At 66.3% G+C, this 23,747-nt stretch carries 16 protein-coding genes and 1 other RNA gene; 11 read left to right on the forward strand and 6 right to left on the reverse strand.

Annotated features, from left to right (window positions below):
- Positions 1–63: 63 nt before the first annotated feature.
- From lpdA to QUG03_RS01685, 3 genes are all read left to right on the forward strand, one after another.
- The gene (gene lpdA, locus QUG03_RS01675; RefSeq protein ID WP_107801037.1) at positions 64–1,860 is read left to right on the forward strand and encodes a dihydrolipoyl dehydrogenase; all 1,797 of its coding nucleotides are present in this window, start codon (positions 64–66) and stop codon (positions 1,858–1,860) included.
- 318 nt (positions 1,861–2,178) lie between these two features.
- Positions 2,179–3,921, forward strand: a complete 1,743-nt coding sequence (locus QUG03_RS01680; protein WP_500819218.1) for an autotransporter assembly complex protein TamA — start codon at positions 2,179–2,181, stop codon at positions 3,919–3,921.
- Between the two features lie 13 nt (positions 3,922–3,934).
- A complete protein-coding gene (locus QUG03_RS01685) occupies positions 3,935–7,747 on the forward strand; it encodes a translocation/assembly module TamB domain-containing protein (RefSeq protein ID WP_500819219.1) in 3,813 nt (1,270 codons plus the stop codon).
- Positions 7,748–7,790: 43 nt separating this feature from the next.
- On the opposite strand, the gene QUG03_RS01690 is transcribed toward QUG03_RS01685, so the two are convergent.
- Complete coding sequence (locus QUG03_RS01690; protein WP_500819220.1) at positions 7,791–8,738, reverse strand: LysR substrate-binding domain-containing protein; 948 nt, start codon at positions 8,736–8,738, stop codon at positions 7,791–7,793.
- A gap of 162 nt (positions 8,739–8,900) precedes the next feature.
- Here QUG03_RS01690 and QUG03_RS01695 point away from each other — a divergent pair, with 162 nt between their 5' ends.
- Positions 8,901–10,088, forward strand: a complete 1,188-nt coding sequence (locus tag QUG03_RS01695) for a M20 aminoacylase family protein (RefSeq protein WP_107801033.1) — start codon at positions 8,901–8,903, stop codon at positions 10,086–10,088.
- Entirely contained in the window at positions 10,085–11,377 is a 1,293-nt protein-coding gene (locus QUG03_RS01700) for an MFS transporter (RefSeq protein ID WP_227105628.1), read from the forward strand. The genes QUG03_RS01695 and QUG03_RS01700 overlap by 4 nt, the downstream gene beginning before the upstream one ends.
- A gap of 30 nt (positions 11,378–11,407) precedes the next feature.
- Here QUG03_RS01700 and QUG03_RS01705 read toward each other — a convergent pair whose 3' ends face one another.
- A complete protein-coding gene (locus QUG03_RS01705; protein WP_227105627.1) occupies positions 11,408–14,587 on the reverse strand; it encodes a bifunctional diguanylate cyclase/phosphodiesterase in 3,180 nt (1,059 codons plus the stop codon).
- A 106-nt stretch (positions 14,588–14,693) separates the two neighbouring features.
- On the opposite strand from QUG03_RS01705, the gene rnpB reads away from it, so the two are divergent.
- From rnpB to purD, 6 genes are all read left to right on the forward strand, one after another.
- Positions 14,694–15,157: RNase P RNA component class A (gene rnpB / locus QUG03_RS01710), an RNA gene on the forward strand.
- A 128-nt stretch (positions 15,158–15,285) separates the two neighbouring features.
- Positions 15,286–16,329: a tRNA dihydrouridine synthase DusB gene (gene dusB, locus QUG03_RS01715; protein WP_107801030.1), complete on the forward strand. Its 1,044-nt coding sequence runs from the start codon at positions 15,286–15,288 to the stop codon at positions 16,327–16,329.
- A gap of 30 nt (positions 16,330–16,359) precedes the next feature.
- On the forward strand, positions 16,360–16,596 hold the full coding sequence (fis, locus tag QUG03_RS01720; protein ID WP_019100932.1) for a DNA-binding transcriptional regulator Fis: 237 nt from the start codon (positions 16,360–16,362) through the stop codon (positions 16,594–16,596).
- A 73-nt stretch (positions 16,597–16,669) separates the two neighbouring features.
- Entirely contained in the window at positions 16,670–18,247 is a 1,578-nt protein-coding gene (gene purH, locus QUG03_RS01725; protein ID WP_107801029.1) for a bifunctional phosphoribosylaminoimidazolecarboxamide formyltransferase/IMP cyclohydrolase, read from the forward strand.
- Positions 18,248–18,312: 65 nt separating this feature from the next.
- Positions 18,313–18,873, forward strand: coding sequence for a lipid IV(A) palmitoyltransferase PagP (pagP, locus tag QUG03_RS01730; protein WP_486636094.1), 561 nt, complete (start codon positions 18,313–18,315; stop codon positions 18,871–18,873).
- 53 nt (positions 18,874–18,926) lie between these two features.
- Entirely contained in the window at positions 18,927–20,204 is a 1,278-nt protein-coding gene (gene purD / locus QUG03_RS01735) for a phosphoribosylamine--glycine ligase (protein WP_500819221.1), read from the forward strand.
- A gap of 69 nt (positions 20,205–20,273) precedes the next feature.
- Here purD and rfbC read toward each other — a convergent pair whose 3' ends face one another.
- From rfbC to rfbB, 4 genes are read right to left on the reverse strand one after another with little or no spacing between them, the layout of a single operon-like run.
- On the reverse strand, positions 20,274–20,819 hold the full coding sequence (gene rfbC / locus QUG03_RS01740; RefSeq protein ID WP_500819222.1) for a dTDP-4-dehydrorhamnose 3,5-epimerase: 546 nt from the start codon (positions 20,817–20,819) through the stop codon (positions 20,274–20,276).
- A 16-nt stretch (positions 20,820–20,835) separates the two neighbouring features.
- Entirely contained in the window at positions 20,836–21,723 is an 888-nt protein-coding gene (rfbA, locus tag QUG03_RS01745) for a glucose-1-phosphate thymidylyltransferase RfbA (protein WP_500819223.1), read from the reverse strand.
- Positions 21,720–22,646, reverse strand: a complete 927-nt coding sequence (rfbD, locus tag QUG03_RS01750; RefSeq protein WP_500819224.1) for a dTDP-4-dehydrorhamnose reductase — start codon at positions 22,644–22,646, stop codon at positions 21,720–21,722. The genes rfbA and rfbD overlap by 4 nt, the downstream gene beginning before the upstream one ends.
- Entirely contained in the window at positions 22,639–23,700 is a 1,062-nt protein-coding gene (rfbB, locus tag QUG03_RS01755; RefSeq protein ID WP_500819225.1) for a dTDP-glucose 4,6-dehydratase, read from the reverse strand. Before rfbB ends, rfbD begins: the two co-directional genes overlap by 8 nt.
- Between the last annotated feature and the right edge of the window lie 47 nt (positions 23,701–23,747).

Here is a 23,747-nt window from a genome sequence, read left to right on the forward strand (position 1 = left end):
ACGACTCTGCTGAATAGCGGCGGGGGCCCCCGGGCTTCCGCCTTACGTTGCGGATGGAAAACCATGAGCAATCTGATTGAACTGAAAGTCCCGGACATCGGCGGCCACAACAACGTGGACGTGATCGAAGTCTTCGTCAAGCCGGGCGACGTGATCGAGAAAGAAGCCAGCCTGATCACGCTGGAAACCGACAAGGCCACGATGGAAGTGCCGGCGGAAACCGCCGGCGTGGTAAAAGAAGTCAAGATCGCCGTCGGCGGCAAAGTGTCCGAAGGCGATGTGATCGTGATCGTTGAAGCCGCCGGCGCCGCCGCGGCTCCGGCCGCGCCCAAGCCGGTGGAAACCACCGGCGTCGCGTCCGCCACCACCCAGGCCGGTTTCGCGCCGCAAGCCGCTCCGGTGGCCGCCAGCCATAGCGGCGGCGCCGACATCGAGTGCGACGTGATGGTGTTGGGCGGCGGCCCCGGCGGTTATTCCGCCGCCTTCCGCGCGGCCGACCTGGGTCTGAAAGTGGTCATCGTCGAGCGCTACGCCACCCTGGGCGGCGTCTGCCTGAACGTGGGCTGCATCCCGTCCAAGGCGCTGCTGCACAATGCGGCGGTGATCGACGAAGTCAGCCATCTGGCCGCCAACGGCATCAAGTTCGGCAAGCCGGAAGTGGACATCGACATGCTGCGCGGTTACAAGGAAAAAGTAATCGCCAAGCTGACCGGCGGCCTCGCCGGCATGGCCAAGGCGCGCAAGGTGGAAGTCGTGCGCGGCAACGGCCATTTCATCGATCCGCATCATATCGAAGTGTCCGCCACCACCGGCAAGGGACGCGAAGAGAGCGGCGAGAAGAAGATCGTCAAATTCAAGAACGCCATCATCGCCGCCGGTTCCCGCGTGGTGAAGCTGCCCTTCATCCCGGACGATCCGCGCGTGGTGGATTCCACCGGCGCGCTGGAGCTGAAGGGCGTGGCCAACCGCATGCTGATCATCGGCGGCGGCATCATCGGCCTGGAAATGGGCACCGTTTACTCCACGCTGGGCGCGCGCCTGGACGTGGTGGAAATGATGGACGGCCTGATGCAGGGCGCGGACCGCGACCTGGTCAAAGTGTGGCAGAAGTGGAACGCCCACCGTTTCGACAACATCATGCTCAACACCAAGACCGTGGCCGTGGAGCCCAAGGATGACGGTGTGTGGGTGACTTTCGAGGGCGATCAAGCGCCGAAAGAGCCGCAGCGCTACGACCTGGTGCTGTACGCCACCGGCCGCGCGCCCAACGGCAAGCTGCTGGGCGCCGAGAACGCCGGCATCGCGGTGACCGACCGCGGCTTCATTCCGGTGGACAAGCAGCAGCGCACCAATGTGCCGCACATCTTCGCCATCGGCGACATCGTCGGCCAGCCGATGCTGGCGCACAAGGGCGTGCATGAAGGCCATGTGGCGGCGGAAAACTGCGCCGGCCAGAAGTCCTACTTCGACGCGCGCGTGATTCCGGGCGTGGCTTACACCGATCCGGAAGTGGCTTGGGTCGGCGTCACCGAGGACGAGGCCAAGAAGCAGGGCCTGAAGATCGAGAAGGGCGTGTTCCCGTGGGCCGCCTCCGGCCGCGCCATCGCCAACGGCCGCGACGAAGGCTTCACCAAGCTGATTTTCGACGCCGAAAGCCACCAGATCATCGGCGGCGGCATTGTCGGCCCGCACGCGGGCGACATGATAGGCGAAGTCTGCCTGGCCATCGAAATGGGCTGCGACGCCACCGACATCGGCAAGACCATCCACCCGCACCCGACCATGGGCGAGTCCATCGGCATGGCGGCGGAAGTGGCGCACGGCACTTGCACCGATTTGCCGCCGCAGCGCAAGAAGTAAGCGCGGCGCGGCAAGGATGAGGGGCGGACTTTCGGGTCCGCCCTTTTTTATGCGCATTGTCTTAAATGACGGGGCGGCAAAACTATTGCCGATTTCGCCTGTCACACCGCCCTGCGCCCGTAATCGGCGCGCGTGAGCGGCCGCCATGAGAAAAACGTATGGCTGTCGCGTGTGAACCTGAATTACGGTTGAATATAAATTAAGCTTTTGGTTTAAGAAAACGCCGGTCTGTTCCCGCGATTTTGAAGCCGCCCCGCCGCTTCTCGCCAGCCGCCGCAAGTTTCGTTACCATGGCCTCGACACCAAACGAATCGGACCATGCCAAGCTCCCGCCTGCTTATTTCATTGATCTTATTGCTGTCGGCGACGCCCGTCTGGGCCAAGCTCGATTACAGCGTGCGCGTCGACGCGCCTTCCGGCCTGGCCGGCTTGCTGCAAGACAATCTGGAATTGGTCACCAGCCGTCTGGAAGAAGAAATGGACGAGACGCTGTTGACCGAGTTGGTGCGCAGCACCCCGGAGGACGCGCGCAAGCTGCTGGAGACCGAGGGTTATTTCGACGCGCGCGTCAATGTGCGCGAAGAAAGCGCACGGCAGTACGTGGTCGAGGTCAAGCCCGGCGAGCCCACGCTGATAGACGACGTGGTCATCCGCCTCAACGGGCCGATACGCGACGAAGGCGACTTCCAGCAACGCTTCGCCGCGGTGCTGGAGGCCTGGTCGCTGCCCATGGGCGCGCCTTACCGGCAGTCCGATTGGGACGGCAGCAAGCGCGCGGTGATGCGGCTCATCACCGCCGATCGCTTCCCCAAGGCGCAGATCAGCAAGAGCGCGGCGGAAATCGATCCGGCCACCCGTCGCGCGCAATTGCTGGTGGACATCGACAGCGGGCCGGTGATTCTGTTCGGCGAGATCACCGTCAAAGGCATGAAGCGTTATCCGGAGAAGATCGCCACCGGTCTGGCCGATTTCTCCCCCGGCACCGCCTACCGGCTGCAGAAGATCTTCGATTACCAGTCGGCGCTGGAGCAGGCGCCGCATTTCTCCAATGTGGTGGTCAGCCCCGACATGGCCCATATCGACCCTGACACCCATCGGGTGCCGGTGGAGGTGGACGTTACCGAGATGCCGCGCCAGAAGCTGGAGTTGGGTTTGATCTACGACTCCGGCGACGGTCCCGGCCTGCGCGTCGGCTACGACCATTACAATATTTTCCGCCGCGGCTACACCGGCTCCTTGGTGACCAACTGGAAGAAAAATCAGCAATCGCTGTCGCTGGGCCTGGGCTTTCCGCGCCAGTCCGACGGCTATTCCCATTCCATCACCAGCGCTTTCAAGACCGATGACGTGCAGGGCCTGAAAACCCGCAGCAGCGACGTGGGCGGCTGGCGAACCCGCACCCGCGGCAATATCGAGGCCCGTCTCGGCCTGCAATACCTGCTGGAAAGCGAAGAGGCCGGCGGCGTGTCCAATAAGGACACCCGCGCCTTGCAGCTGGTCTACGGCTGGACCCAGCGCGCGGTGGACGATTTGATGCGGCCGCGCTCCGGCGTTTTGCTGGACTTCCAGCTTTCCGGCACCGTCGGCAGCGCCCTGTCCTCCACCTCCTATGTGCGCGGCTACGCCCGCACCGTCGGATACTGGTCGCCGTTTCCCAAGTACGGCACCTTCGTCGGCCGGCTGGAACTGGGCCAGGTGTGGGCCAACGACAAGGACGCGGTGCCATCCTCCATCCTGTTCCGCGCCGGCGGCGCCAACAGCGTGCGCGGCTACGATTACCAGAGCCTGGGCCTGCCGGGCCCCAACGGCTCGGTGCTGGGCGGCCGCGTGGTGGCCACCGGCAGCCTGGAGTACCAAATCCCGATCAAGCCGGACTGGTATCTGGCGCTGTTCACCGACGCCGGCAACGCCAGCCAGGGCTGGAAAGGCTTCCAAGTGGAGCGCGCCAACGGCGTCGGCGTGCGCTGGATGAGCCCGGTGGCTCCGCTGGCCTTCGACTTCGCCAAGGCGGAGCGCGACGGCAAGATCCGCTGGAACCTCAGCCTGGGCCTGGCTTTCTGACCCGAATGCATTCATGAGCGAAACCGACACTCCCCAAACTCCCGACACCGCGCCGCCGCCGCCGGCCAAGCCCAAGCGCCGCCGCTGGCGCTGGCTGCTGTGGCTGCCTTTGCTGCTGATCGCGCTCTTGCTGGCCGCCAGCGCCTGGCTGACCGGCAGCCGCGCCGGCTTCGCCTGGCTGATGCAGTCGCTGGGCGGCCTCAGCGGCAACGCCGTCAGTGTCAAGCAAGCCGAAGGCACGCTGTGGGACGGCTTCAAACTGAGCGAGGTGCGCGTGCGCAGCGCCGGCAGCGACGTGGACATCGAGTCCGTGCAGCTGGACTGGCGGCCGAGCGCCTTGTGGCAGCGCCAATTGTGGGTGAGGCAATTGGCGGTGGGCCACGTCAAGGTGGCGGTCAAGCCGACGCCGGCCGCCCCATCCAGCGGCGCGCCGGAATCGCTGGCCTTGCCCCTGGGCGTCCGCCTGGACCGGTTGAGTGTGGCCAGCGTGACGCTGGAGCCGGCCAAGCTGCGGCTCTACGGCCTGGAAGCCGGCTACGTCTACGACGGCCGGCGCCACGATCTCAAGCTCAAGCGCCTGGGCTCGCCCTGGGGCGAGGCCGCGGCGGCGCTGCAATTGGCCGACGCCAAGCCCTTCGCACTGCAGGGCAAGCTCAGCGCCGACGGCGAGCTGGACAAGATTCCCTATCAGGCGCGGCTGGCGCTGGGTGGCAATCTGCTGCACCTGAGCTTTGACGGCGAGCTGTCCGGCAAAGATCTGGTGGCTGACGTCAAGGGCGGCCTGCTGCCCTTTGCCAGCAATCCCTTCAACAGTTTCACCCGGCTGGACGCGCGCATGGCCGGCATCAATCCGCAGGCCATCCTGCCGGAATGGCCGCGCGCCAAGCTCAGCCTGGCGGTGTTCGCCGAGCCGGACGCCGGCCAGCGCGTCAAGGGCGGCCTGACCCTGCTCAATGAGCTGGCCGGCCCCTTGTCCGAGCAGCGGCTGCCGCTGTCCTTGCTGGCCGGCGAGTTCCGCGCCGACGACAAGGCGCTGGAGCTGTTCAATACCCGCGCCCGGATCGCCGGCGGTGAAATCGGCCTGGCCGGCCAGCTGCGGCCGGATAGGCTCAAGCTGGCGCTGGATATCTCCAAGCTGGGCCTGCGACAATTGCACGCGGACGCGCCGGACGACAGCCTGGACGGCCGGGTGACGCTGGACGGCCCCTTGAGCGGGCCGAACATCCTCGCCCAACTCAAGGGCAAAACCCTGCAAGCCAAGGCCGATGTCGGTTTCGCGCCGGCGCCGCATCCGGCGCTGCTGATCCGGCAGGCGGAGTTGACCGCCGGCGTCGGCACCCTGGCGCTGGCCGGTCAACTGGGCCTGGACGGCAAGCAGCTGTTCGATTTCAACGGCAAGCTCAATCGCGCCGACCCGTCCAAACTCAAGCCCGGCCTGCCCAGCGGCGACCTCAACGCCAGCTTGCAGGCCAAGGGCCAGCTGGCCAGCCCGCTGAGCGTGGCGGCCAAGCTGCAATTCGCGCCCAGCAAGCTGTCCGGCGCGCCGCTCAGCGGCGGGGCCGATCTGCAGCTGCAGGGCGAACGCTTGAAGTCGCTCAGCGCCGATCTGAAGCTAGCGCAGAACCGGCTGCAGGCCAACGGCGCTTACGGCGCCGCCGGCGACAAGCTCAAACTCTTGATCGACGCGCCCAATCTCGGCCTGATCGGCCCCGGCTTCTCCGGCGTGGTCAAGGGCCAGGGCGAGTTGGCGGGTACGCCCAAGGCGCCGTTGATCAGCGCCAATCTGCAAGCCGACCGACTGAAGCTACCGGGCAATATCGCCGTGCAGAGCATGCAATTCAGCGGCAACGTCAAGGCCGACCAGAACAGCCCGTTCCAACTCAAGCTGGACGTGGCCGCGCTGCAAGCCGGCGGTTTCCGCGCCGAGCAGCTGCGCGCCAGCGCCAACGGCACGCGCGCGCGCCACGGCCTGCAACTGGACGGCCGTTTCCGCCTGGCCGACCACCCTTACGCGCTGCAATTGGCGGCCAGCGGCGGTCTGCGCGGCGAGGCCGGGCCCTGGGCCGGCACCCTGAGCAAGCTGGAGTTGAGCGGCCGTCCCGGCCTTAGCCTGCTGGCGCCGGTGGCGTTGGAGCTGGGCGAGCAGATCAAGGTGGGCAACGCCCGGCTGTCGGCCCTGGGCGGCAGCATCACCCTGGCCGAACTCAACCGCGGCGCCAACGGCGCGCTCAGCACCCGCGGCTCCGCGCGCGGCCTGCGGCTGGCGGAGCTGGGGCCCTTGCTCAGCCTGCCGGTGAAGCAGGATCTGAGCTTCGATTCCGACTGGAACCTGAATCTGGCGGCCAACGCCAAGGGCCAGTTCACGCTGCGTCGCGCCGGCGGCGACGTGCAGCTGCCGGGCGACAAGGGCAAGGACGTGGCCTTGGGTCTGAAGACCGCCGCCGTCACCCTGACGCTGGACGGCGGGCGCGCGCTGTTCGACCTGAATCTGGACAGCCGCTACGCCCAAGCGCAAGGCAAGGGCTCGGTGCCGTGGAACGGCGGCGCCATCGACGCCAAGACCCCGCTCAACGCCACGGTCAGCGCCAGCGTGCCTTCGCTGGCGACGCTGGCCAGCTTCGCCGGTCCTTCGCTGGAGCTGGGCGGCCAGATCAGCGCCAATCTGGCTTTGACCGGCGCCTTGAGCCAGCCTATGGCCCAAGGGACGATACGCGGCGACAAATTATTGCTGGCGGACCGCCGCACCGGCATCCGCTTGGGCGACGGCAGCCTGCTGGCGCGGCTGGACGGCCGCAAGCTGGTGCTGGACCGTCTGCGCTTCGCCGGCGGCGAAGGCGAGGTGGCGGCCAGCGGCGCGCTGGATCTCAGCGGCGACACCCCGGACGCGCGGGTGGCGGTGGAATTGCGCAAGTTCGGCGTGTTCGACCGGCCCAACCGCCGCCTGGTGGTGTCTGGCCGCACGGAGCTGGCGATGGTGGCCGGCAAACTGTCGCTGACCGGCCATATCCGCGCCGACCAGGGCCGTATCGGCCTGCCCAAGTTCGGCGCGCCCAGCTTGGGCGACGATGTGATGGTCAAGGGCCGGCCGGGGCCGGAGCCGTCGGCCTTCGCCAGCATGCCGCTGACGGTGGCGCTGGATCTGGACCTGGGCGAGCACTTCCGCTTCTCCGGCCAGGGCCTGAACGTGGATCTGACCGGCTCGGTGCGCGTCAGCGCCAATCCGGGCGAAGCGCCGGGCGCCAAGGGCCAGGTGCGGGTGGTCAAGGGGCGTTACAAGGCCTATGGCCAGGATCTGGACATCGAGTACGGCGCCATCACCTTCAACGGCCCTTTGGACAACCCCCTGCTCAATGTGCGCGCCAAGCGCCGGCTGTCGCCGGTGGGCGCCGGAGTGGAAGTCAGCGGTTCGGTGTCGGTGCCCAAAGTGCGGCTGATCGCCGACGAGCCGATGTCGGAAAAGGACAAGCTGGCCTGGCTGGTCTTGGGCCGGGCGGCCAGCGGCGAGCGCGACGACAACGATCTGGCGGCCTCCGCCGGCATGATGCTGGCCGGCTCGCTCAACGATCAGATCGGCCTGTTCGACGATCTGGGCGTGTCCAGCCGCAAGGAAAAGACCCTGGCCAACGGAACGGTGAGTCCGGCGGAGCAGGTGGTGACGGTGGGCCGCCAGCTGACCCGCGAACTGTATCTGGGCTACGAGTACGGCGTGACCAGCGCGAACCAGGCGGTGAAGCTGGCGTATCAGCTGAGCAGGGGCTGGTCGGTGGTGTTGCGGGCCGGCACCGACGCCTCGGTGGAGTCGCGCTACACCTTGCGCTTCGATTGAGCGCGACGCGGCGTCGCCGAAGCGCGCAGGCTTTGAACGGCCTCTAAAACCGCAGCGTCAGCATCCGCGCCAAGGCCCGGTCCTCCGGCCGGGCCGAGCGCATGCGCTGGCGCAGCGTCTGCCGCAGGCAGTCGATGAAGCAGCGGGCGGCGTAGCCGTGGGCCTGCCCCTGCAGGCTGATTACGCCGATGACGATATCCTCCATGTCTTCCCGCAGCGACAAGGCCTGGGTCTTGCCGGCGAATTCCGGGCACAGCAGCAAGGGCTCCGGCCCGTAGCTGAGCATGCCGGCCTGGACCAGGCCGGCCAGCAGCGCCATCGACTGCGCGCAGATCAGCCGTTCCGGCGCGATGACCAGGCCGTGGCGGGTGAACAGCCGGTCCAGCACGTGGCGATAGCTGGAGGGGCTGTAATTGACCACCCAATCCTGCTCCAGCAGTTCGGCCAAGGACTGCGCGCGCAGCGCCGGATGGCCGTTGCGGGCGAACACCCGGCCGCCGTGGCTGAACAGCGGCTGGCAATGGAACTCCTGAGCCAGCGGGTCGAATAGCGGGCTGATGGCGAAATCCATCTGGCCGTCGCGCAGCCGCGGCAGCGCCACCGCCAGCAGGCCTTCGAACAATTCCAGCCGGATCGCCGGCAGCCGTTGGCGAAAGCGCAACACCACCTCGGGCAATAGCGTGGGCACCAGCCAAGGCGTGACGCCTATGCACAGCCTGGCGTCGCGCTGGCCGCGCAGCGCCTCCATCTCGCCGTGGGCGCGCTCCAGCTGCATCGCCACCTGGCGCGCGTGGATCAGCAAGGCCCGGCCGGCCTCGGTCAGCCGCGCGCCGCTGGCGTGCCGTTGCAGCAGGGGCAGTCGCTGTTCTTCCTCCAGTTCGCGCAGTGTTTTGCTGACCGCCGCCTGGGACAGATCCAACATGCGGGCGGCGGCGCGAATGCCGCCGCCGTCGGCCAGCGCGATCAGCGCTTGCAGTTGCTGCAGTTTCATCTCTTCTCCAAACCGACAACCAGAAGTGTTCTCGATCACCGTTCTGTGGCTATTCACCTATTAACTATTGCCGCTAGTCTGGGATCGCAGTCGCGGCGCCGCGTCCGTCGTCGCCACGACAGTGTGCGACAAGAGCGTGATAGACACCAAGGAGACGACGCCATGAACGCCCCCATTCTGCCCGGCATCCGCGATATCGCCCCGGCGATGATCGCGCTGCGCCACGATATCCACGCCCACCCCGAACTGGGCTTCGAGGAGGTGGAGACCCGCCGCCATGTGATCCGCTGCCTGCGCGACTGGGGCTACGAGATCCACGAAGGACTGGGCGTGACCGGCGTGGTCGGCACCCTGCGCCGCGGCGCGGGGCCGAGCATAGGCCTGCGCGCCGATATGGACGCGCTGCCCATCCAGGAAACCACCGGCCTGCCGTGGGCCAGCCGCGTGGAGGGAAAAATGCACGCCTGCGGCCACGACGGCCATACCGCGATGCTGTTGGCGGCGGCTTGCGAGCTGGCGCGGCGCGACAGCTTCAGCGGCACCGTGCATCTGATTTTCCAGCCGGCGGAAGAGGGCAAGGGCGGCGCCAAGCGCATGCTGGACGACGGCCTGTTCCGGCTCTTCCCCTGCGACGCCATCTTCGCCATGCACAATATGCCGGGTTTCCCGGTGGGCCAGCTGGGCTTCCGGCCCGGCCCCTTCATGGCCTCCGCCGACACCGCGGTGATCCGCATCCGCGCCACCGGCGGCCACGGCGCGGTGCCGGACAAGGCGGTGGACCCGGTGGTGGTGGCCGCGTCCCTGGTGATGGCGCTGCAAAGCGTGGTGGCGCGCAATGTGTCGCCGTTGGACATGGCGGTGGTGACGGTGGGGGCCATCCTGGCCGGGGAGGCCCCCAATGTGATTCCGGAGAGCGCGGAAATGCGGCTGAGCATACGCGCCTTGCGGCCGCAGGTGCGCGCCTTGCTGCGCCAACGTATCGAGACGCTGGCCGCGGCCCAGGCCGCCGGCTTCGGCGCGCGCGCCGAGGTGGATTACCAGGACGGTTATCCGGTGCTGGTCAACGACGCGGCGGCCACCGCGCTGGCGCGGCAGGTGGCCGTGGACTGGCTGGGCGAGGGCGGGGTGGTGGCGGAGATGCCGCCGCTGACCGGCAGCGAGGATTTCGCCTTCTGGCTGGAGCGGGTGCCGGGCTGTTATCTGATCATAGGCAATGGCGACGGCGAGGGCGGCTGCATGGTGCACAACCCCGGCTACGACTTCAACGACCAGGCCTTGCCGGTGGGTGCCAGCTACTGGGTCAAGCTGGTGGAGCGCTATCTGGGCGGCGCGGCCGGGGGCGGGCAATGACGGCCGCCCAGTTGTCGGCGGCGCGGCCGGCCGCGCCCAGCCGGCGCGCGATCACCGCCATCACCGTGGGCAATGCGCTGGAGTTCTACGACTTCATCGTCTACAGCGCGCTGGCCACCTTGATGGGGCGCTTGTTCTTTCCGTTCAGCGACGAGCCGCTGCTGCAGCTGATGCTGTCCTTCGCGGTGTTCGGCACCGGCTTCATCAGCCGGCCGATAGGCGGCATCGTCATCGGCCTGTACGCGGATCGCAAGGGACGCAAGCCGGCGCTGCGGCTGAGCCTGTGGCTGATGGCGATAGGCTCCATGCTGTTCGTGGTGGCGCCCACCTACGCCCAGGCCGGCCTGCTCGGTCCGGCGCTGGTGGTGCTGGGGCGGCTGGTGCAGGGCTTCGCCGTCGGCGGCCAGGTGGGGGCGGCCACCTCGATGTTGATGGAGTACGCCGACGACAAGTCGCGCGGCTACTACTGCAGCTGGCAGCTGTTCAGCCAGGGCCTGGGGGTGTTGGCCGGCACGCTGACGGTGAGCTTGCTGAGCGCGCTGTTGCCGGCGGCGGCGATGGAGGCCTGGGGCTGGCGGCTGGTGTTCGCCATCGGGGTGCTGGCGATTCCGGTGGGCGAGTATATCCGCAGCCAGCTGGACGAGACCGCGGCCTCGGCGGTGGCGCCGCAGGCGACGACGGAACCGGCCGGGCCCTTGCTGCGCCGGCACGGGCGGCAGATATTGGCCGGGGTATTGCTGACCATAGGCGGCACCGGGCCCAACTTCATCATCGCCCACTATCTGGCCAATCACGCGGTGACGGTGCTGGGCATGCCGCTGGCGGTGGCGATCTGGGCGGCGTCGACCGCGGCTCTGTTGCAAGTGCTGCTGTCGGTGGCGGCCGGACGCTGGAGCGACCGCGTCGGCCGTCGCCGTTCCATTCTGTGGCCGCGCTTGGTCTTGCTGCTCTTGCTGTATCCGGGCTTCATGCTGTTGAACGCCGCGCCCGGCCTGCCGACGCTGCTCTTGGTCGTGGTGCTGCTGACGGTGCCGCTGGTGTTGACCGCGGTGCCGAGCATCGCGGTGCTGCCGGAGTTGTTTCCGCGCCGCATCCGCGCCAGCGGCATGTCCATCGTCTACTGCGTGGGCGTGATGATTTTCGGTGGCTTCGCCCAGTTCTTCGCCGCCGGCCTGATCCGGCTGACCGGCGATCCCAACGCGCCAGCGCTGTACGCGGTGTTGTGCATCCTGGTGTCGATGATAGGGCTGGCGATGGTGCCTGAGACGGCGAACCGGCCGCTGGACTGAGCTTGCCGGCCCGGCATCGCCGGGCCGGATTCAGACGGACAGCCGTTGCCGCAGCGCGTCCATTCTTTGCTCCATCGCCTCCGCGGACAGCGGCGCGCCCAGCAGATAACCCTGCATCGCCGAGCAGCCGAGCTTGCCCAGATAGTCCTGCTGCTGCGGATGCTCGACGCCCTCGGCCAGGGTATCCATGCCCAGCGCGTTGGCCAGGTGGACGATGGCGGAGACGATGGCGGCGTTTTCCTCGTCCTGCGGCAGGTCGATGATGAAGGAGCGGTCTATCTTGATGGTGTCCGGCGCGAAGCGCTTCAGATAAGCCAGGCTGGAATAACCGGTGCCGAAGTCGTCGATGGACAGCCGCACCCCCATCGCCTTGATCACCGCCAGCTGGCGAGCGGCGAAGTCCGCGTCCTCCATCAGCGTGCTTTCGGTGACTTCGATCTCCAGGCAGTAGCCTGGCAGGCCGCTGCTTTGCAGCGCGTCGCGCACATCGTCGACGAAGTCCGGCCGCGTTAGCTGCCGCGCCGAGACATTGACCGCCATGCGCACCGGGCGCAGGCCGCTGTCGTACCATTGCGCCGCCTGGCGGCAGGCTTCGCCCAGCACCCAGCGCCCCAGCGGCACCACCAGGCCGGTGTCCTCGGCGATGGGGATGAAGCGCGAAGGCATGATCAGGCCGTGTTCCGGATCGCGCCAGCGCACCAGCGCCTCGCAGCCCAGCAGGCGTTCGCCGCTCATATTGAATTGCGGCTGATAAACCAGGTAGAGCTCGCCGTGTTCGATGGCGCGGCGCAGCCGGGTTTCCAGATGCAGCCTTTCGGCCACCTCCACGTTCATTTCCCGGGTGTAGAAGCGGAAGGTGCTGCGGCCGTGCGCCTTGGCGTGGTACATGGCGAGATCGGCGTTCATCAGCAGGTTCTGCAGATCGCGGCCGTCGTCCGGCATCAGGCTGATGCCTATGCTGCAACTGACGTTGAGCTGATGGGCGCCGATGTCGAAGGGCCGCTGCATCGCGGCCAGCACGCGCTCGGCCACTTGCGCAGCCTCGCCGGGCTGGTCGATGGACGGCAGGATCAGCACGAACTCGTCGCCGCCAGTGCGGCCGACGGTGTCCAGCGCGCCCACTGCGGCGCTTAGGCGGCCGGCCGCCTGTTTCAGCAATTCGTCGCCCAGGCCGTGGCCCAGGGTGTCGTTGATGTTCTTGAAGTGGTCCAGATCGACGAAGAGCACCGCCAGCTGGCCCTGACGCAACTCGGCCTGACGGATGGCCTGCTGCAGCCGGTCGTTGATCAGCACGCGGTTGGGTAGATCGGTCAGCGCGTCGTATTCGGCCAGATGCTGCACCCGCGCCTCCTGCTCCTTGCGTTCGGAGATGTCGGTGAACAGCGCCACATAGTGGCTGATCTCGCCCTGTTCGTTCTGCAGCACGCTGATGTTCAGCCATTCCGGGAAGATGTCGCCGTTCTTGCGACGGTTCCAGATCTCGCCGGACCACTGGCCGCGCTGGGTCAGCTGCTGCCACATGTTTTCGAAGAAGGCCGGTTCGTGACGGCCGGAGGCGAGCAGGGCGGGAGTCTGGCCCAGCGCCTCGGCCTCCTCGTAGCCGGTGATCGCGCAGAAGGCGCGGTTGACCGCCAGGATGCGGTTGTCCGGGTCGGTGACCAGGATGGCCTCGTTGCTGGATTCGAACACCTTGGCGGCCAGGCGCAGCTGGCGGTCGGTCTGGCGGCGCGCGGTGATGTCCCGGCCGGTGGCGCACAGATAGTCTTCGCCCTGGTAGTTGAGCGGACTGACGGTGACTTCCAGCCATTGCTCCTCGCCGCAGCACTGCAGCCGGGCGTCGAAGGTATGGGGCAGGGCGTCCGCGGCCGGGCGGAACAGCGCGCGGGTCAGCGTCGCGGCGTCGCAACCGCAATCCAGCCGTTGGCGCGCTGCCTGGTTGCAGTAGACGATGTCGCCGGCGGCGTTGCGCAGCGCGATCAGATCGGTGGCGTTGTCCACCATGAAGTGGCTGAGGCGCAGATCACGCGAGCGCTGTTCCAGCGAGAGGTGGCTTTGCTGCAAGTCCTGGCGGTAGCGCTGCACCAGCGCGTTGAGCCAGCGCAGGAAGAACCAGCAGAAAGCGGCGGCGACCAAGAGGGCGGCCAGGGTCAGCAGCAGGGTGGCGACGATGCGTTCGCGCAGACTGCGCTCCAGCTCCTGGCGCGCTCGCTGGCTGCTGTCTTCTATCGATTGCACGCGCAGGCTGGTGACCAGGGTCCAGTCCCAGCCGGGCAACTGGCGCGCGTAGGACAGATAGCGTTCGCCTTGCGGCGCGTCCAGGCTGCTGATCAGGTATTCCATGAAGCCGCCTTGCTTGCCGCGGCGGATCAGTTCGGCGATGCGGCCGCGGTCGGCGCCGGGCAGGGCGGAGTAGTGCTTGCCGTTCATCGCCGGATTGGACGGGTCCAGCAGGATTACGCCGTGGCGGTCTATGATCATGAAGTCGCCGCTGTCGTGGCCGAAGCGCATGCGCGCCAGCATCTCCAGGCCTTGCTTCTGCATGTCGGTTTCGACGTTGTTCAGGTATTCGCCGCTGCCTATCAGCCAGTTGTAGGGGCCGAAGCGGCGGGCGTAGGCGACTTTCTCGCTCATCTCGCCGCGGCCCGGCTGGTACCAGCGGTAGGAGCTGAAGCCGCGCTGTTGCGGGTTGTCCACCGATTCGATCAGCGCGCGCATGATGTAGCGGCCCTGATCGTCGCGGTTGGCCAGCAGCGAGCCGCCCTCCAGCTGCGGCGCGGTGGGCAGCAGCACGCAGCGTCCGTCCAGGCCGTCGATGAAGAAATAGCCGCGGCCGTCGAAGTAGCGCAGCGGCCGCAGCGCCTCCGCGATCAGCCGCTGCACCTGATGCGGCGGGCGGCGCAGGCGTTCCTGGCGCCAGATGGCGTCGGCCAGGTTCCAGGCCTGGTCCACCTGTTCGCGCAGCCTTTGCTTCAGGGTGTCGTTGGTGCGTTCGCGCAGCGCGGACAGGGTTTGCGCGGCGTGGTCGGCGTAGGAGCGCAGGTAGTCGCGCGCGCGCGCGTAAGCGTCCTGGCGTATGGTGTGCTGGCGGGCCTGGAAATCGTTCCAGCTGCTCAGCAGGAAGTAGCTGGACAAGGTCAGCGCCAGCATGAACACAATGGCGAGCGTGCCAAACAATTGCAGACGGGACAGCTTGGCCTGATTCAACTCCATGTTTTTGTCGTTATCGCTCGATGGACCCGCCAGTATAAGGGATTATCGCGTTTGTCATGGCAAAATGTCGGGCCGGCCGGGGCGGAATCGGGTAGAATGGCGGCCGGAAGTTGGCCAGGCAGTCGCTGCGTTCGTTCGCAAGAACGGACGGGGAGGAAAGTCCGGGCTCCGCAGAGCAGGATGCCGGTTAATGGCCGGACGTCGTGAGGCGATGGAAAGTGGCGCAGAGAGCTGAACCGCCGATGGCCGGAGGAAGCGTCCGCAAGGATGTGGACTCTTGATTTCGCCGCGCAAGCGGCGAGACGGATCAGGCAAGGGTGAAAAGGTGTACTGGCCGGGCGAGAGCCCGGTCGGACAGATAGGGTGTGGTGCCCTATTCTGCGGTAAGAGCGCACCGCGGACGTGGTAACACGGACGGCAGGCAAAACCCCATCCGGAGCAAGACCAAATAGGGGGAATTGACGTTGCTCGCGTATATCCCCGGGTAGGTCGCTTGAGCCTGTCGGTAACGGCAGGCCTAGAGGAATGACTGTCCAACGACAAGACCCGGCTTATCGGCCAACTTCCACCTCATCCCCGCGACCCCATGGCTTGACGCTATGGGGTTTGCTCAAAAAATAAGCAAAAAAAATCCACGTTCCTGGGAAAAAGCTTTACAATACCGGCCCTTCAGTCAGCTATCCCAGAGTTTCGCAAGCATGCGCATTGGTTCGTACACATTGAAAAACCGGCTGATCGTGGCGCCCATGGCCGGGGTGACGGATAGACCGTTCCGCATGCTGTGCAAGCAATTGGGCGCCGGCATGGCGGTATCGGAAATGATCACCTCCAACAAGGCGCTGTGGACCACGGCCAAGACCTTGCGCCGCGCCGACCACGCCGGCGAGGTGGAGCCGATCTCGGTGCAGATCGCCGGCTCCGATCCGGCGCAGATGGCCGAGGCGGCGCGGCTCAACGTGGAGCGCGGCGCGCAGATCATCGACATCAATATGGGCTGTCCGGCCAAGAAGGTGTGCAATGTGGCCGCCGGCTCGGCCTTGCTGCGCGATGAGGCGCTGGTGGGACGCATCCTGGAGGCGGTGGTCAAGGCGGTGGACGTGCCGGTGACGCTGAAGACGCGCACCGGCTGGAGCCCGGAACACCGCAACGCGCTGCGGGTGGCCAAGCTGGCCGAGGATTGCGGCATCGCCGCGCTGGCCTTGCACGGCCGCACCCGCGAGGATATGTATCGCGGCGCGGCCGAGTACGACACGATACGCGAGGTGAAGCGGCAGATCCGGATTCCGCTGATCGCCAACGGCGACATCGATACCCCGCAGAAAGCACAGTGGGTGCTGGAACATACCGGCGCCGATGCCATCATGATAGGACGGGCGGCCCAGGGCAGGCCGTGGATTTTCCGCGAAATCCAGCATTTTCTGGAGAGCGGCGAATGCCTGCCGCCGCCGGAAGTGAGCGAGATCCGCCAGCTCTTGCTGGGGCATCTGGATGAGCTATACCAGTTTTACGGCGAATATTCGGGCTGCCGCATCGCCCGTAAGCACATCGCCTGGTACACCAAGGGACTGCAGGGCGGCAACGCGTTCCGCCAGCAGATGTACCAACTCGAGTCCACGGCGGAGCAGCGCTTGGCCGTGGCGGCCTATTTCGACCGTTTGGCCGGGGACTCTGAACGGCTGGTGTATTTGGATGGCGCTGGGGAAGCGTTGGACCACGACTCGGAGACGGTGGTGGATGGCTAATTCCAATCAGACTTGGACAGAATAATAACCATGCAGAACAATGACCATATCTCGCAGTCGGTGCGGCTGGCGATGGAACAGTATTTCAGGGACCTGGATGGCGAGAACCCCTCCGCCATCTACGACATGGTGTTGGCTTGCGTGGAAAAGCCATTGCTCGAGGTGGTGCTGATACACACCCAGGGCAATCAGACCCGGGCGGCGGAGTTGCTGGGATTGAACCGCAACACCCTGCGTAAAAAGATGAAGTCTTATGATTTGATATGAAGACAAACCGGCCATACCGAATAGGGTGGCCGGTTTTTTTTGTGTTCCTTTTTAGTTAACGCGGTAGAGAACCATGAGCAAAATCGAACGCGCGCTGATCAGCGTCTCCGACAAGAGCGGCATTCTGGAATTCGCCCAGGCCCTGGCTTCCCAAGGGGTGCACATCCTGTCCACAGGCGGCACCGCCAAGCTGCTGGCCGACGCCGGCGTGCCGGTGACCGAGGTGTCCGACTACACCGGCTTTCCGGAAATGCTGGACGGCCGGGTCAAGACCCTGCATCCGAAAGTGCACGGCGGCATCCTGGGCCGCCGCGATCTGCCGGAGCATGTGGCCAAGATGGCCGAGCATGAGATCGGCAACATCGATCTGGTTTGCGTCAATCTCTACCCGTTCGAAGCCACCATCGCCAATCCGGACTGCGAACTGGAAGACGCGATCGAGAACATCGACATCGGCGGCCCGACCATGGTGCGTTCCGCCGCCAAGAACTGGGCGCACGTGGCCATCGTCACCGACGCCGCCGATTACGCGGCGCTGGCGGAGGAGATGCGCGCCAACGGCGGCGCGCTGTCCAAGGCCACCCGCTTCGAATTGGCCAAGAAGGCCTTCACCCACACCGCGGCTTACGACGGCGCGATTTCCAACTACCTGACCAGCCTGGCCGACGGCGCGCTGGCGGGCAAGCCGGAACGCGTGGCCTTCCCCAAGCGCCTCAACGCCCAGTTCGTCAAAGTGCAGGACATGCGTTACGGCGAGAACCCGCATCAGGCGGCCGCCTTCTATCGCGATCTGGACCCGGCCGCCGGCTCCATCGCCAATTACCGTCAGCTGCAGGGCAAGGAACTGTCCTATAACAACATCGCCGACGCCGACGCCGCCTGGGAGGCGGTGAAGACCTTCGACGACACCGCCTGCGTCATCGTCAAGCACGCCAACCCCTGCGGCGTGGCGGTGGCGGGCGACACCTTGAGCGCCTACCGGCTGGCTTTCGCCACCGACACCACCAGCGCCTTCGGCGGCATCATCGCCTTCAACCGCCCGGTGGACGCCGCCACGGTGGAAGCGGTGACCGGCCAGTTCCTGGAAGTGTTGATCGCGCCGGCTTTCACCGAGGAAGCCAAGGCCGTGATCGCCGCCAAGAAGAATGTGCGCGTGCTGGAAATCCCGCTGGAGATCGGCGCCAACCGCTTCGAACTGAAGCGCGTCGGCGGCGGCGTGCTGGTGCAGACGCCGGACATCCGCAATGTGGGCCTGGACGAATTGCGCGTGGTGACCCAGCGTCAACCGACGCCGCAGGAGCTGTCCGATCTGCTGTTCGCCTGGCGCGTGGCCAAATATGTGAAGTCGAATGCAATTGTTTTCTGTAAAAATGGTCAGACTGCCGGTATCGGCGCCGGCCAGATGAGCCGCGTCGATTCCACCCGCATCGCCGCGCGCAAGGCGGCCGACGCCGGCTTGAGCCTGCAGGGCGCGGTGGCGTCGTCCGACGCCTTCTTCCCCTTCCGCGACGGCATCGACGTGATCGCCGAGCAGGGGATCAAGGCCATCATTCAGCCGGGCGGTTCGATGCGCGACGAAGAAGTGTTCGCCGCCGCCGACGAGCACGGCATCGCGATGGTGCTGACCGGGGTGCGTCACTTCCGCCACTGAGCGGTTCCGATTAACCGGAGGAGGCCGGCATGCCGGCTTCTTTACATGGATTTGTTGTTTTTCCGATGAGAGCAATTGTTTGTTGGCTGGGCGCCGGCTTGTTGGCGTCCGCCAGCCTGGCGGCGCAGGCCGAAGAGACGGCCGCCGAGCCGCAAGGTTTCTGGCAACGCGGCCGCGCCAATATCGAAGCGACCTGGCGTTCCGACCAGTACGAGTTGTACGTGCCGGCGGTGACGTGGCACAACCGCGCCTTCTACGATAGAGAGAAGATCCGGCAATTCAACGAACGGCCGTGGGGCTTGGGCGCGGGACGTTATCGCTACGACGCCGACGGCGACTGGCACGCGGTGTACGCGATGGCCTTCCTGGATTCGCACAAGGATGTCGAGCCCTTCGTCGGCTACGCTTTCCAGAAAGTATGGCGCCCATTGGACGGTTGGCGCTTGGGCGCGGGCTTCACCGCCGGCGTCACCGCGCGCTCGGACTACAGCTACGCGCCCTTGCCGGCGGTGCTGCCGCTGGTGTCGGTGGAATACCGCCGCCTGGCCTTGCAGGCCACTTATATCCCGGGCGGGCACAACAACGGCAATGTCTTGTTCGCCTGGCTGCGTTGGCAGTTGGGCTGAGTGAAGAATCCGGCGCGTTGCGACGCGCCGTAAAAACGAGTGGAGCATCGAACATGAAAGTACTGGTTATCGGCTCCGGCGGACGCGAGCACGCGCTGGCCTGGCGCATCGCCAAGTCGCGCCGGGTATCCAAGGTCTTCGTCGCGCCCGGCAACGCCGGCACCGCGCTGGACCCCAATCTGACCAACGTCGAGCTCGGCAGCGTGGCGGAGTGGGTGGCTTTCGCCAAGCAGGAGAAGATCGAACTGACGGTGGTGGGCCCGGAAGCGCCGCTGGCGGCCGGCGTGGTCGACGCCTTCCGCGCCGAAGGGCTGCGAATCTTCGGCCCCACCCAGTATTGCGCGCAGCTGGAAAGCTCCAAGGATTTCGCCAAGGCCTTCATGAAGCGCCACGGCATTCCCTCCGCCGCGTACGAAACCTTTAGCGACGCCGCCGCCGCCCATGCCTATGTCGACGCCAAGGGCGCGCCCATCGTGATCAAGGCCGACGGCCTGGCCGCCGGCAAGGGCGTGGTGGTGGCGCTGACGCTGGACGAGGCGCACGCCGCCATCGACGATATGCTGGTGGGCAACAAGATGGGCAGCGCCGGCGCGCGCGTGGTGATCGAGGACTTCCTGCAGGGCGAGGAGGCCAGCTTCATCGTGATGGTGGACGGCGACCACGTGTTGCCGATGGCCACCAGCCAGGACCACAAGCGCTTGCTGGATCAGGATCAGGGCCCGAACACCGGCGGCATGGGCGCGTACAGCCCGGCGCCGGTGGTGACGCCGGCGGTGCACAACCGGGTGATGCGCGAAATCATCCTGCCCACGGTGCTGGGCATGAAGAAGGACGGCCACAGCTATACCGGCTTCCTCTACGCCGGGCTGATGATAGACGCGCAGGGCAATCCTTACACCATCGAGTTCAACTGCCGCTTCGGCGATCCGGAAACCCAGCCCATCATGGCGCGTCTGAAGTCGGACTTCACCGTGTTGCTGGAAGCCGGCGTCAACGGCCGCCTGAACCAGGTGGAGGCGGAATGGGACCGGCGCGTGGCCTTGGGCGTGGTGCTGGCGGCCGAAGGCTATCCGGAAGCGCCGCGCAAGGGCGATCTGATCAGCGGCCTGCCGCCGGAGAGCGAGGACGGCATGGTGTTCCACGCCGGCGTCAGCCTGGACGCGGACAAGCAGCTGCGCAGCAACGGCGGCCGCGTGTTGTGCGCGGTGGGCCTGGGCGACAGCGTCAAGATGGCGCAGGGCAAGGCTTACGTGCTGGCCGACCAGATTCAGTTCGCCGGCAAGCAGATGCGCCGCGACATCGGCGCGCGCGCTATCGGCCGCAAACATTAGCGTCTTGCCGCTTGATAGAGAAACAGCGCCGCAAGCGGCGCTGTTTTCATTTCCGGGCTTGGATCCGGCTCAGCCCAGTTCGGCCTGACGCAGGCCGGGCGCGGCGCCGTCCTTGGCCGACAACTGCGGCTCGCCGTCCAGCGGCCAGGCAATGGCCAGCTCCGGATCGTTCCAGGCGATGGAACGCTCCAGCTCCTTGAACCAATAGTCGGTGGTCTTGTACAGGAACTCGGCGCTGTCCGACAGGGTGAGGAAGCCGTGAGCGAAACCGGGCGGCACCCAGAGCTGACGTTTATTGGCGGCGGACAGGTGTACGCCCACCCATTGGCCGAAACTGGCGGAGCCGGGGCGGATGTCGACGGCGACGTCGAAGACTTCGCCGGCGATCACCCGCACCAGCTTGCCCTGGGCGTGCGGCGCCAGCTGATAGTGCAGGCCGCGCAGCACGCCCTTGGCCGAGCGGCTGTGATTGTCCTGGACGAAGGGCGCGGCGCAGCCGACGGCGGCTTCGAAACGTTGTTGATTGAAGCTTTCGAAGAAAAAGCCGCGCTCGTCGCCGAATACGGCGGGTTCGATGATTTTGACGTCGGGAATGCGGGTGTCGATGATATTCATGTGTCGCTCGTCAAGATCAATAGACCGGCTGATCCAGCATTGCCAGCAGATAGCGGCCGTAGCCGGTCTTCTGCAGCGGTTTGGCCAGTAGGCGCACCTGCTCGTCGCCTATCCAGCCGGAACGGTAGGCCACTTCCTCCGGGCAGGCCACTTTCAGGCCCTGACGGCTTTCTATGGTGGCGATGAACTGGCTGGCTTCCAGCATGGATTCATGGGTGCCGGTGTCCAGCCAGGCGTAGCCGCGGCCCATGGTCTGCACCGAGAGCTGGCCCTGCTGCAAATAGACGTTGTTGACGTCGGTGATCTCCAGCTCGCCGCGCGGCGAGGGCTTGATCGCCTTGGCGATGTCCACCACCTGCTCGTCGTAGAAGTACAGGCCGGTCACCGCGTAGTTGGACTTGGGCTGCGCTGGTTTTTCCTCGATGGACAGAGCCTTGCCGTCGGCGTCGAAGGCCACCACGCCGTAGCGCTCCGGGTCGTTGACGCGGTAGGCGAACACGCTGGCGCCGCTGCGCTTGGCGTTGGCGTCTTGCAGCAAGGCGGAAAAGTCGTGGCCGTAATAAATGTTGTCACCCAGCACCAGCGCCGACGGCGCGCCGGCCAGGAAGTCCTCGCCGATGATGAAGGCCTGGGCCAGGCCGTCCGGACTGGGCTGCACCGCGTATTGCAGCCGCAGCCCCCATTGGCTGCCGTCGCCCAGCAGTTGTTCGAAACGGGGCGTGTCCTGCGGGGTGGAGATGATCAGGATCTCGCGGATGCCGGCCAGCATCAGCGTGGTCAGCGGATAGTAGATCATCGGTTTGTCGTAGATGGGCAGCAATTGTTTGCTGACGGAAATGGTGGCCGGGTACAGCCGGGTGCCGGAGCCGCCGGCCAGGATGATGCCTTTGCGTGGCTGAGTCATTGAATGTCTTTCTGTTGCGGCTGGGCGCCGAGTTCGGCCAGCACTTGTTTGACGCCGCTTTCCCAGTGCGGCAGCGCAAGGCCGAAGGTCTGCCGCAGCTTGGCGCAATCCAGCCGGGAGTTGGCGGGACGGGGCGCCGGCAAGGGATAGTCGGCGGTGGTGATCGGCTCGATGTCGGCCGGCGACAGCCGCAGCGCATAGCCCAGCCTGCCGGCCTCGGCCACCAGGAAGCGGGCGTAGCCGTGCCAGCTGGTTTCGCCCTGCGCCGCCAGGTGGTAGCTGCCGTAGGCGAAGCCGGCCGGGTCGCGCAGATAGTCGCGCAGCAGGGCCACGGTGACGTCGGCGATCAAGGCGGTGGAGGTGGGCGCGCCGATCTGATCCGCCACCACCTTCAGGCTGTCGCGTTCCTGCGCCAGGCGCAGAATGGTCTTCAGAAAGTTGCCGCCATGGGCGCCGAACACCCAGCTGGTGCGCAGAATCAAGTGCCGCGGCGCGGCGGCGCGCACCGCCTCCTCGCCCGCCCATTTGCTTTGGCCGTAGACCGAGCGCGGCCGGGCCGGGTCGTCCTCGCGCCAGGGCTGTTCGCCGGCGCCGTCGAATACGTAGTCGGTGGAGTAGTGCAGCAAGAGCGCCTGACGCTGAGCCGCCCATTGCGCCAGCAGCGCCGGCGCGGCGGCGTTGACCGCATGCGCCTGTTCCGCCTCGCTCTCGGCGCGGTCCACCGCGGTGTAGGCGGCGGGATTGACGATGATGTCGGGCTGGTGGCGTTCCAGCGCCTGGCGGACGCTGTCTGCCCGGCTCAGGTCCAGTTCGGCCCGGCTGAGCGCGACGACCTCGCCCAGCGGCGTCAGTGCGGTCCGCAACCGATGGCCGAGCTGGCCGTTGACCCCGGTCAGCAGAATGGTGGGTGAGCGCTCAGCCATAGTGCTGGTTCACCCAGTCGCGATAAGCGCCGCTGCTGACGTTGGCGACCCAATCCTGATGTTGCAGATACCAGGCGACGGTTTTGCGGATGCCGCTGTCGAAGGTTTCCTGCGGCTTCCAGCCCAATTCGCGCTCCAGCTTGCGCGCATCTATCGCGTAGCGGCGGTCGTGGCCGGGGCGGTCGGCGACGAAGGCGATCTGTTCGGCGTAGCGGCGCGCCGGGTCGGCTTGAGGCGCCAACTCGTCCAGCAGCGCGCAGATCGCTTTGACCACGTCCAGGTTGGTTTTCTCGTTCCAGCCGCCGACATTATAGGTTTCGCCGGGCACGCCGGCTTCCAGCACGCGGCGGATGGCGCTGCAATGGTCTTTGACGTAGAGCCAGTCGCGCACCTGGCTGCCGTCGCCGTAGATGGGCAGCGGCTTGCCGGCCAGGGCGTTGAGGATCACCAGCGGAATCAGCTTCTCCGGGAAGTGATAGGGGCCGTAGTTGTTGCTGCAATTGGTGGTCAGCACCGGCAGGCCGTAAGTGTGGTGCCAGGCGCGCACCAGGTGGTCGGACGCGGCCTTGGACGCCGAGTAGGGGCTGTTGGGCTCATAGCGGTGGCGCTCGGAGAAGGGCGAGTCGTCGGGTCCCAGCGTGCCGTAGACTTCGTCGGTGGAGACGTGCAGCAGGCGGAAGGCGGCGCGGTCCGCGTCCGCCAGCCCTGTCCAGTAGCCGCGCACGCTCTCCAGCAGATTGAAGGTGCCCACCACATTGGTCTGGATGAAGTCGCCCGGTCCGTGAATGGAGCGGTCGACATGGCTTTCCGCGGCGAAATTGAGCACCGCGCGCGGCTGGTGTTCGGCCAGCAGGGCGTCGAGCAGCGCGCGGTCGCCGATGTCGCCGCGCACGAAGACATGGCGCGGGTCCTGTCCCAGGGTTTTCAGGGTGTCGAGATTGCCGGCGTAGGTCAGCGCGTCGAGATTGATGATGCGCTCATCGCTCTGCGCCAGCCAGTCCAGCACGAAATTGCCGCCGATGAAGCCGGCGCCGCCAGTGACCAAAATGCTCATATTGTTCTTTCAGTGTTGCTGCAGCTCAAAAATAAATATAGAGAGGG

It is taken from the genome of Chromobacterium sp. CCUG 30098 (genome assembly GCF_059916605.1).

Coding starts and splice junctions, on each gene's coding strand:
- rfbC (WP_500819222.1), bottom strand. CDS start 20,819: ATGAATATCATCGACACCCGCATTCCCGACGTCAAAATCATCGAACCC.
- QUG03_RS01705 (WP_227105627.1), bottom strand. CDS start 14,587: ATGGAGTTGAATCAGGCCAAGCTGTCCCGTCTGCAATTGTTTGGCACG.
- QUG03_RS01700 (WP_227105628.1), top strand. CDS start 10,085: ATGACGGCCGCCCAGTTGTCGGCGGCGCGGCCGGCCGCGCCCAGCCGG.
- QUG03_RS01690 (WP_500819220.1), bottom strand. CDS start 8,738: ATGAAACTGCAGCAACTGCAAGCGCTGATCGCGCTGGCCGACGGCGGC.
- dusB (WP_107801030.1), top strand. CDS start 15,286: ATGCGCATTGGTTCGTACACATTGAAAAACCGGCTGATCGTGGCGCCC.
- QUG03_RS01685 (WP_500819219.1), top strand. CDS start 3,935: ATGAGCGAAACCGACACTCCCCAAACTCCCGACACCGCGCCGCCGCCG.
- purH (WP_107801029.1), top strand. CDS start 16,670: ATGAGCAAAATCGAACGCGCGCTGATCAGCGTCTCCGACAAGAGCGGC.
- QUG03_RS01695 (WP_107801033.1), top strand. CDS start 8,901: ATGAACGCCCCCATTCTGCCCGGCATCCGCGATATCGCCCCGGCGATG.
- fis (WP_019100932.1), top strand. CDS start 16,360: ATGCAGAACAATGACCATATCTCGCAGTCGGTGCGGCTGGCGATGGAA.
- lpdA (WP_107801037.1), top strand. CDS start 64: ATGAGCAATCTGATTGAACTGAAAGTCCCGGACATCGGCGGCCACAAC.
- rfbB (WP_500819225.1), bottom strand. CDS start 23,700: ATGAGCATTTTGGTCACTGGCGGCGCCGGCTTCATCGGCGGCAATTTC.
- rfbA (WP_500819223.1), bottom strand. CDS start 21,723: ATGACTCAGCCACGCAAAGGCATCATCCTGGCCGGCGGCTCCGGCACC.
- QUG03_RS01680 (WP_500819218.1), top strand. CDS start 2,179: ATGCCAAGCTCCCGCCTGCTTATTTCATTGATCTTATTGCTGTCGGCG.
- pagP (WP_486636094.1), top strand. CDS start 18,313: ATGAGAGCAATTGTTTGTTGGCTGGGCGCCGGCTTGTTGGCGTCCGCC.
- rfbD (WP_500819224.1), bottom strand. CDS start 22,646: ATGGCTGAGCGCTCACCCACCATTCTGCTGACCGGGGTCAACGGCCAG.
- purD (WP_500819221.1), top strand. CDS start 18,927: ATGAAAGTACTGGTTATCGGCTCCGGCGGACGCGAGCACGCGCTGGCC.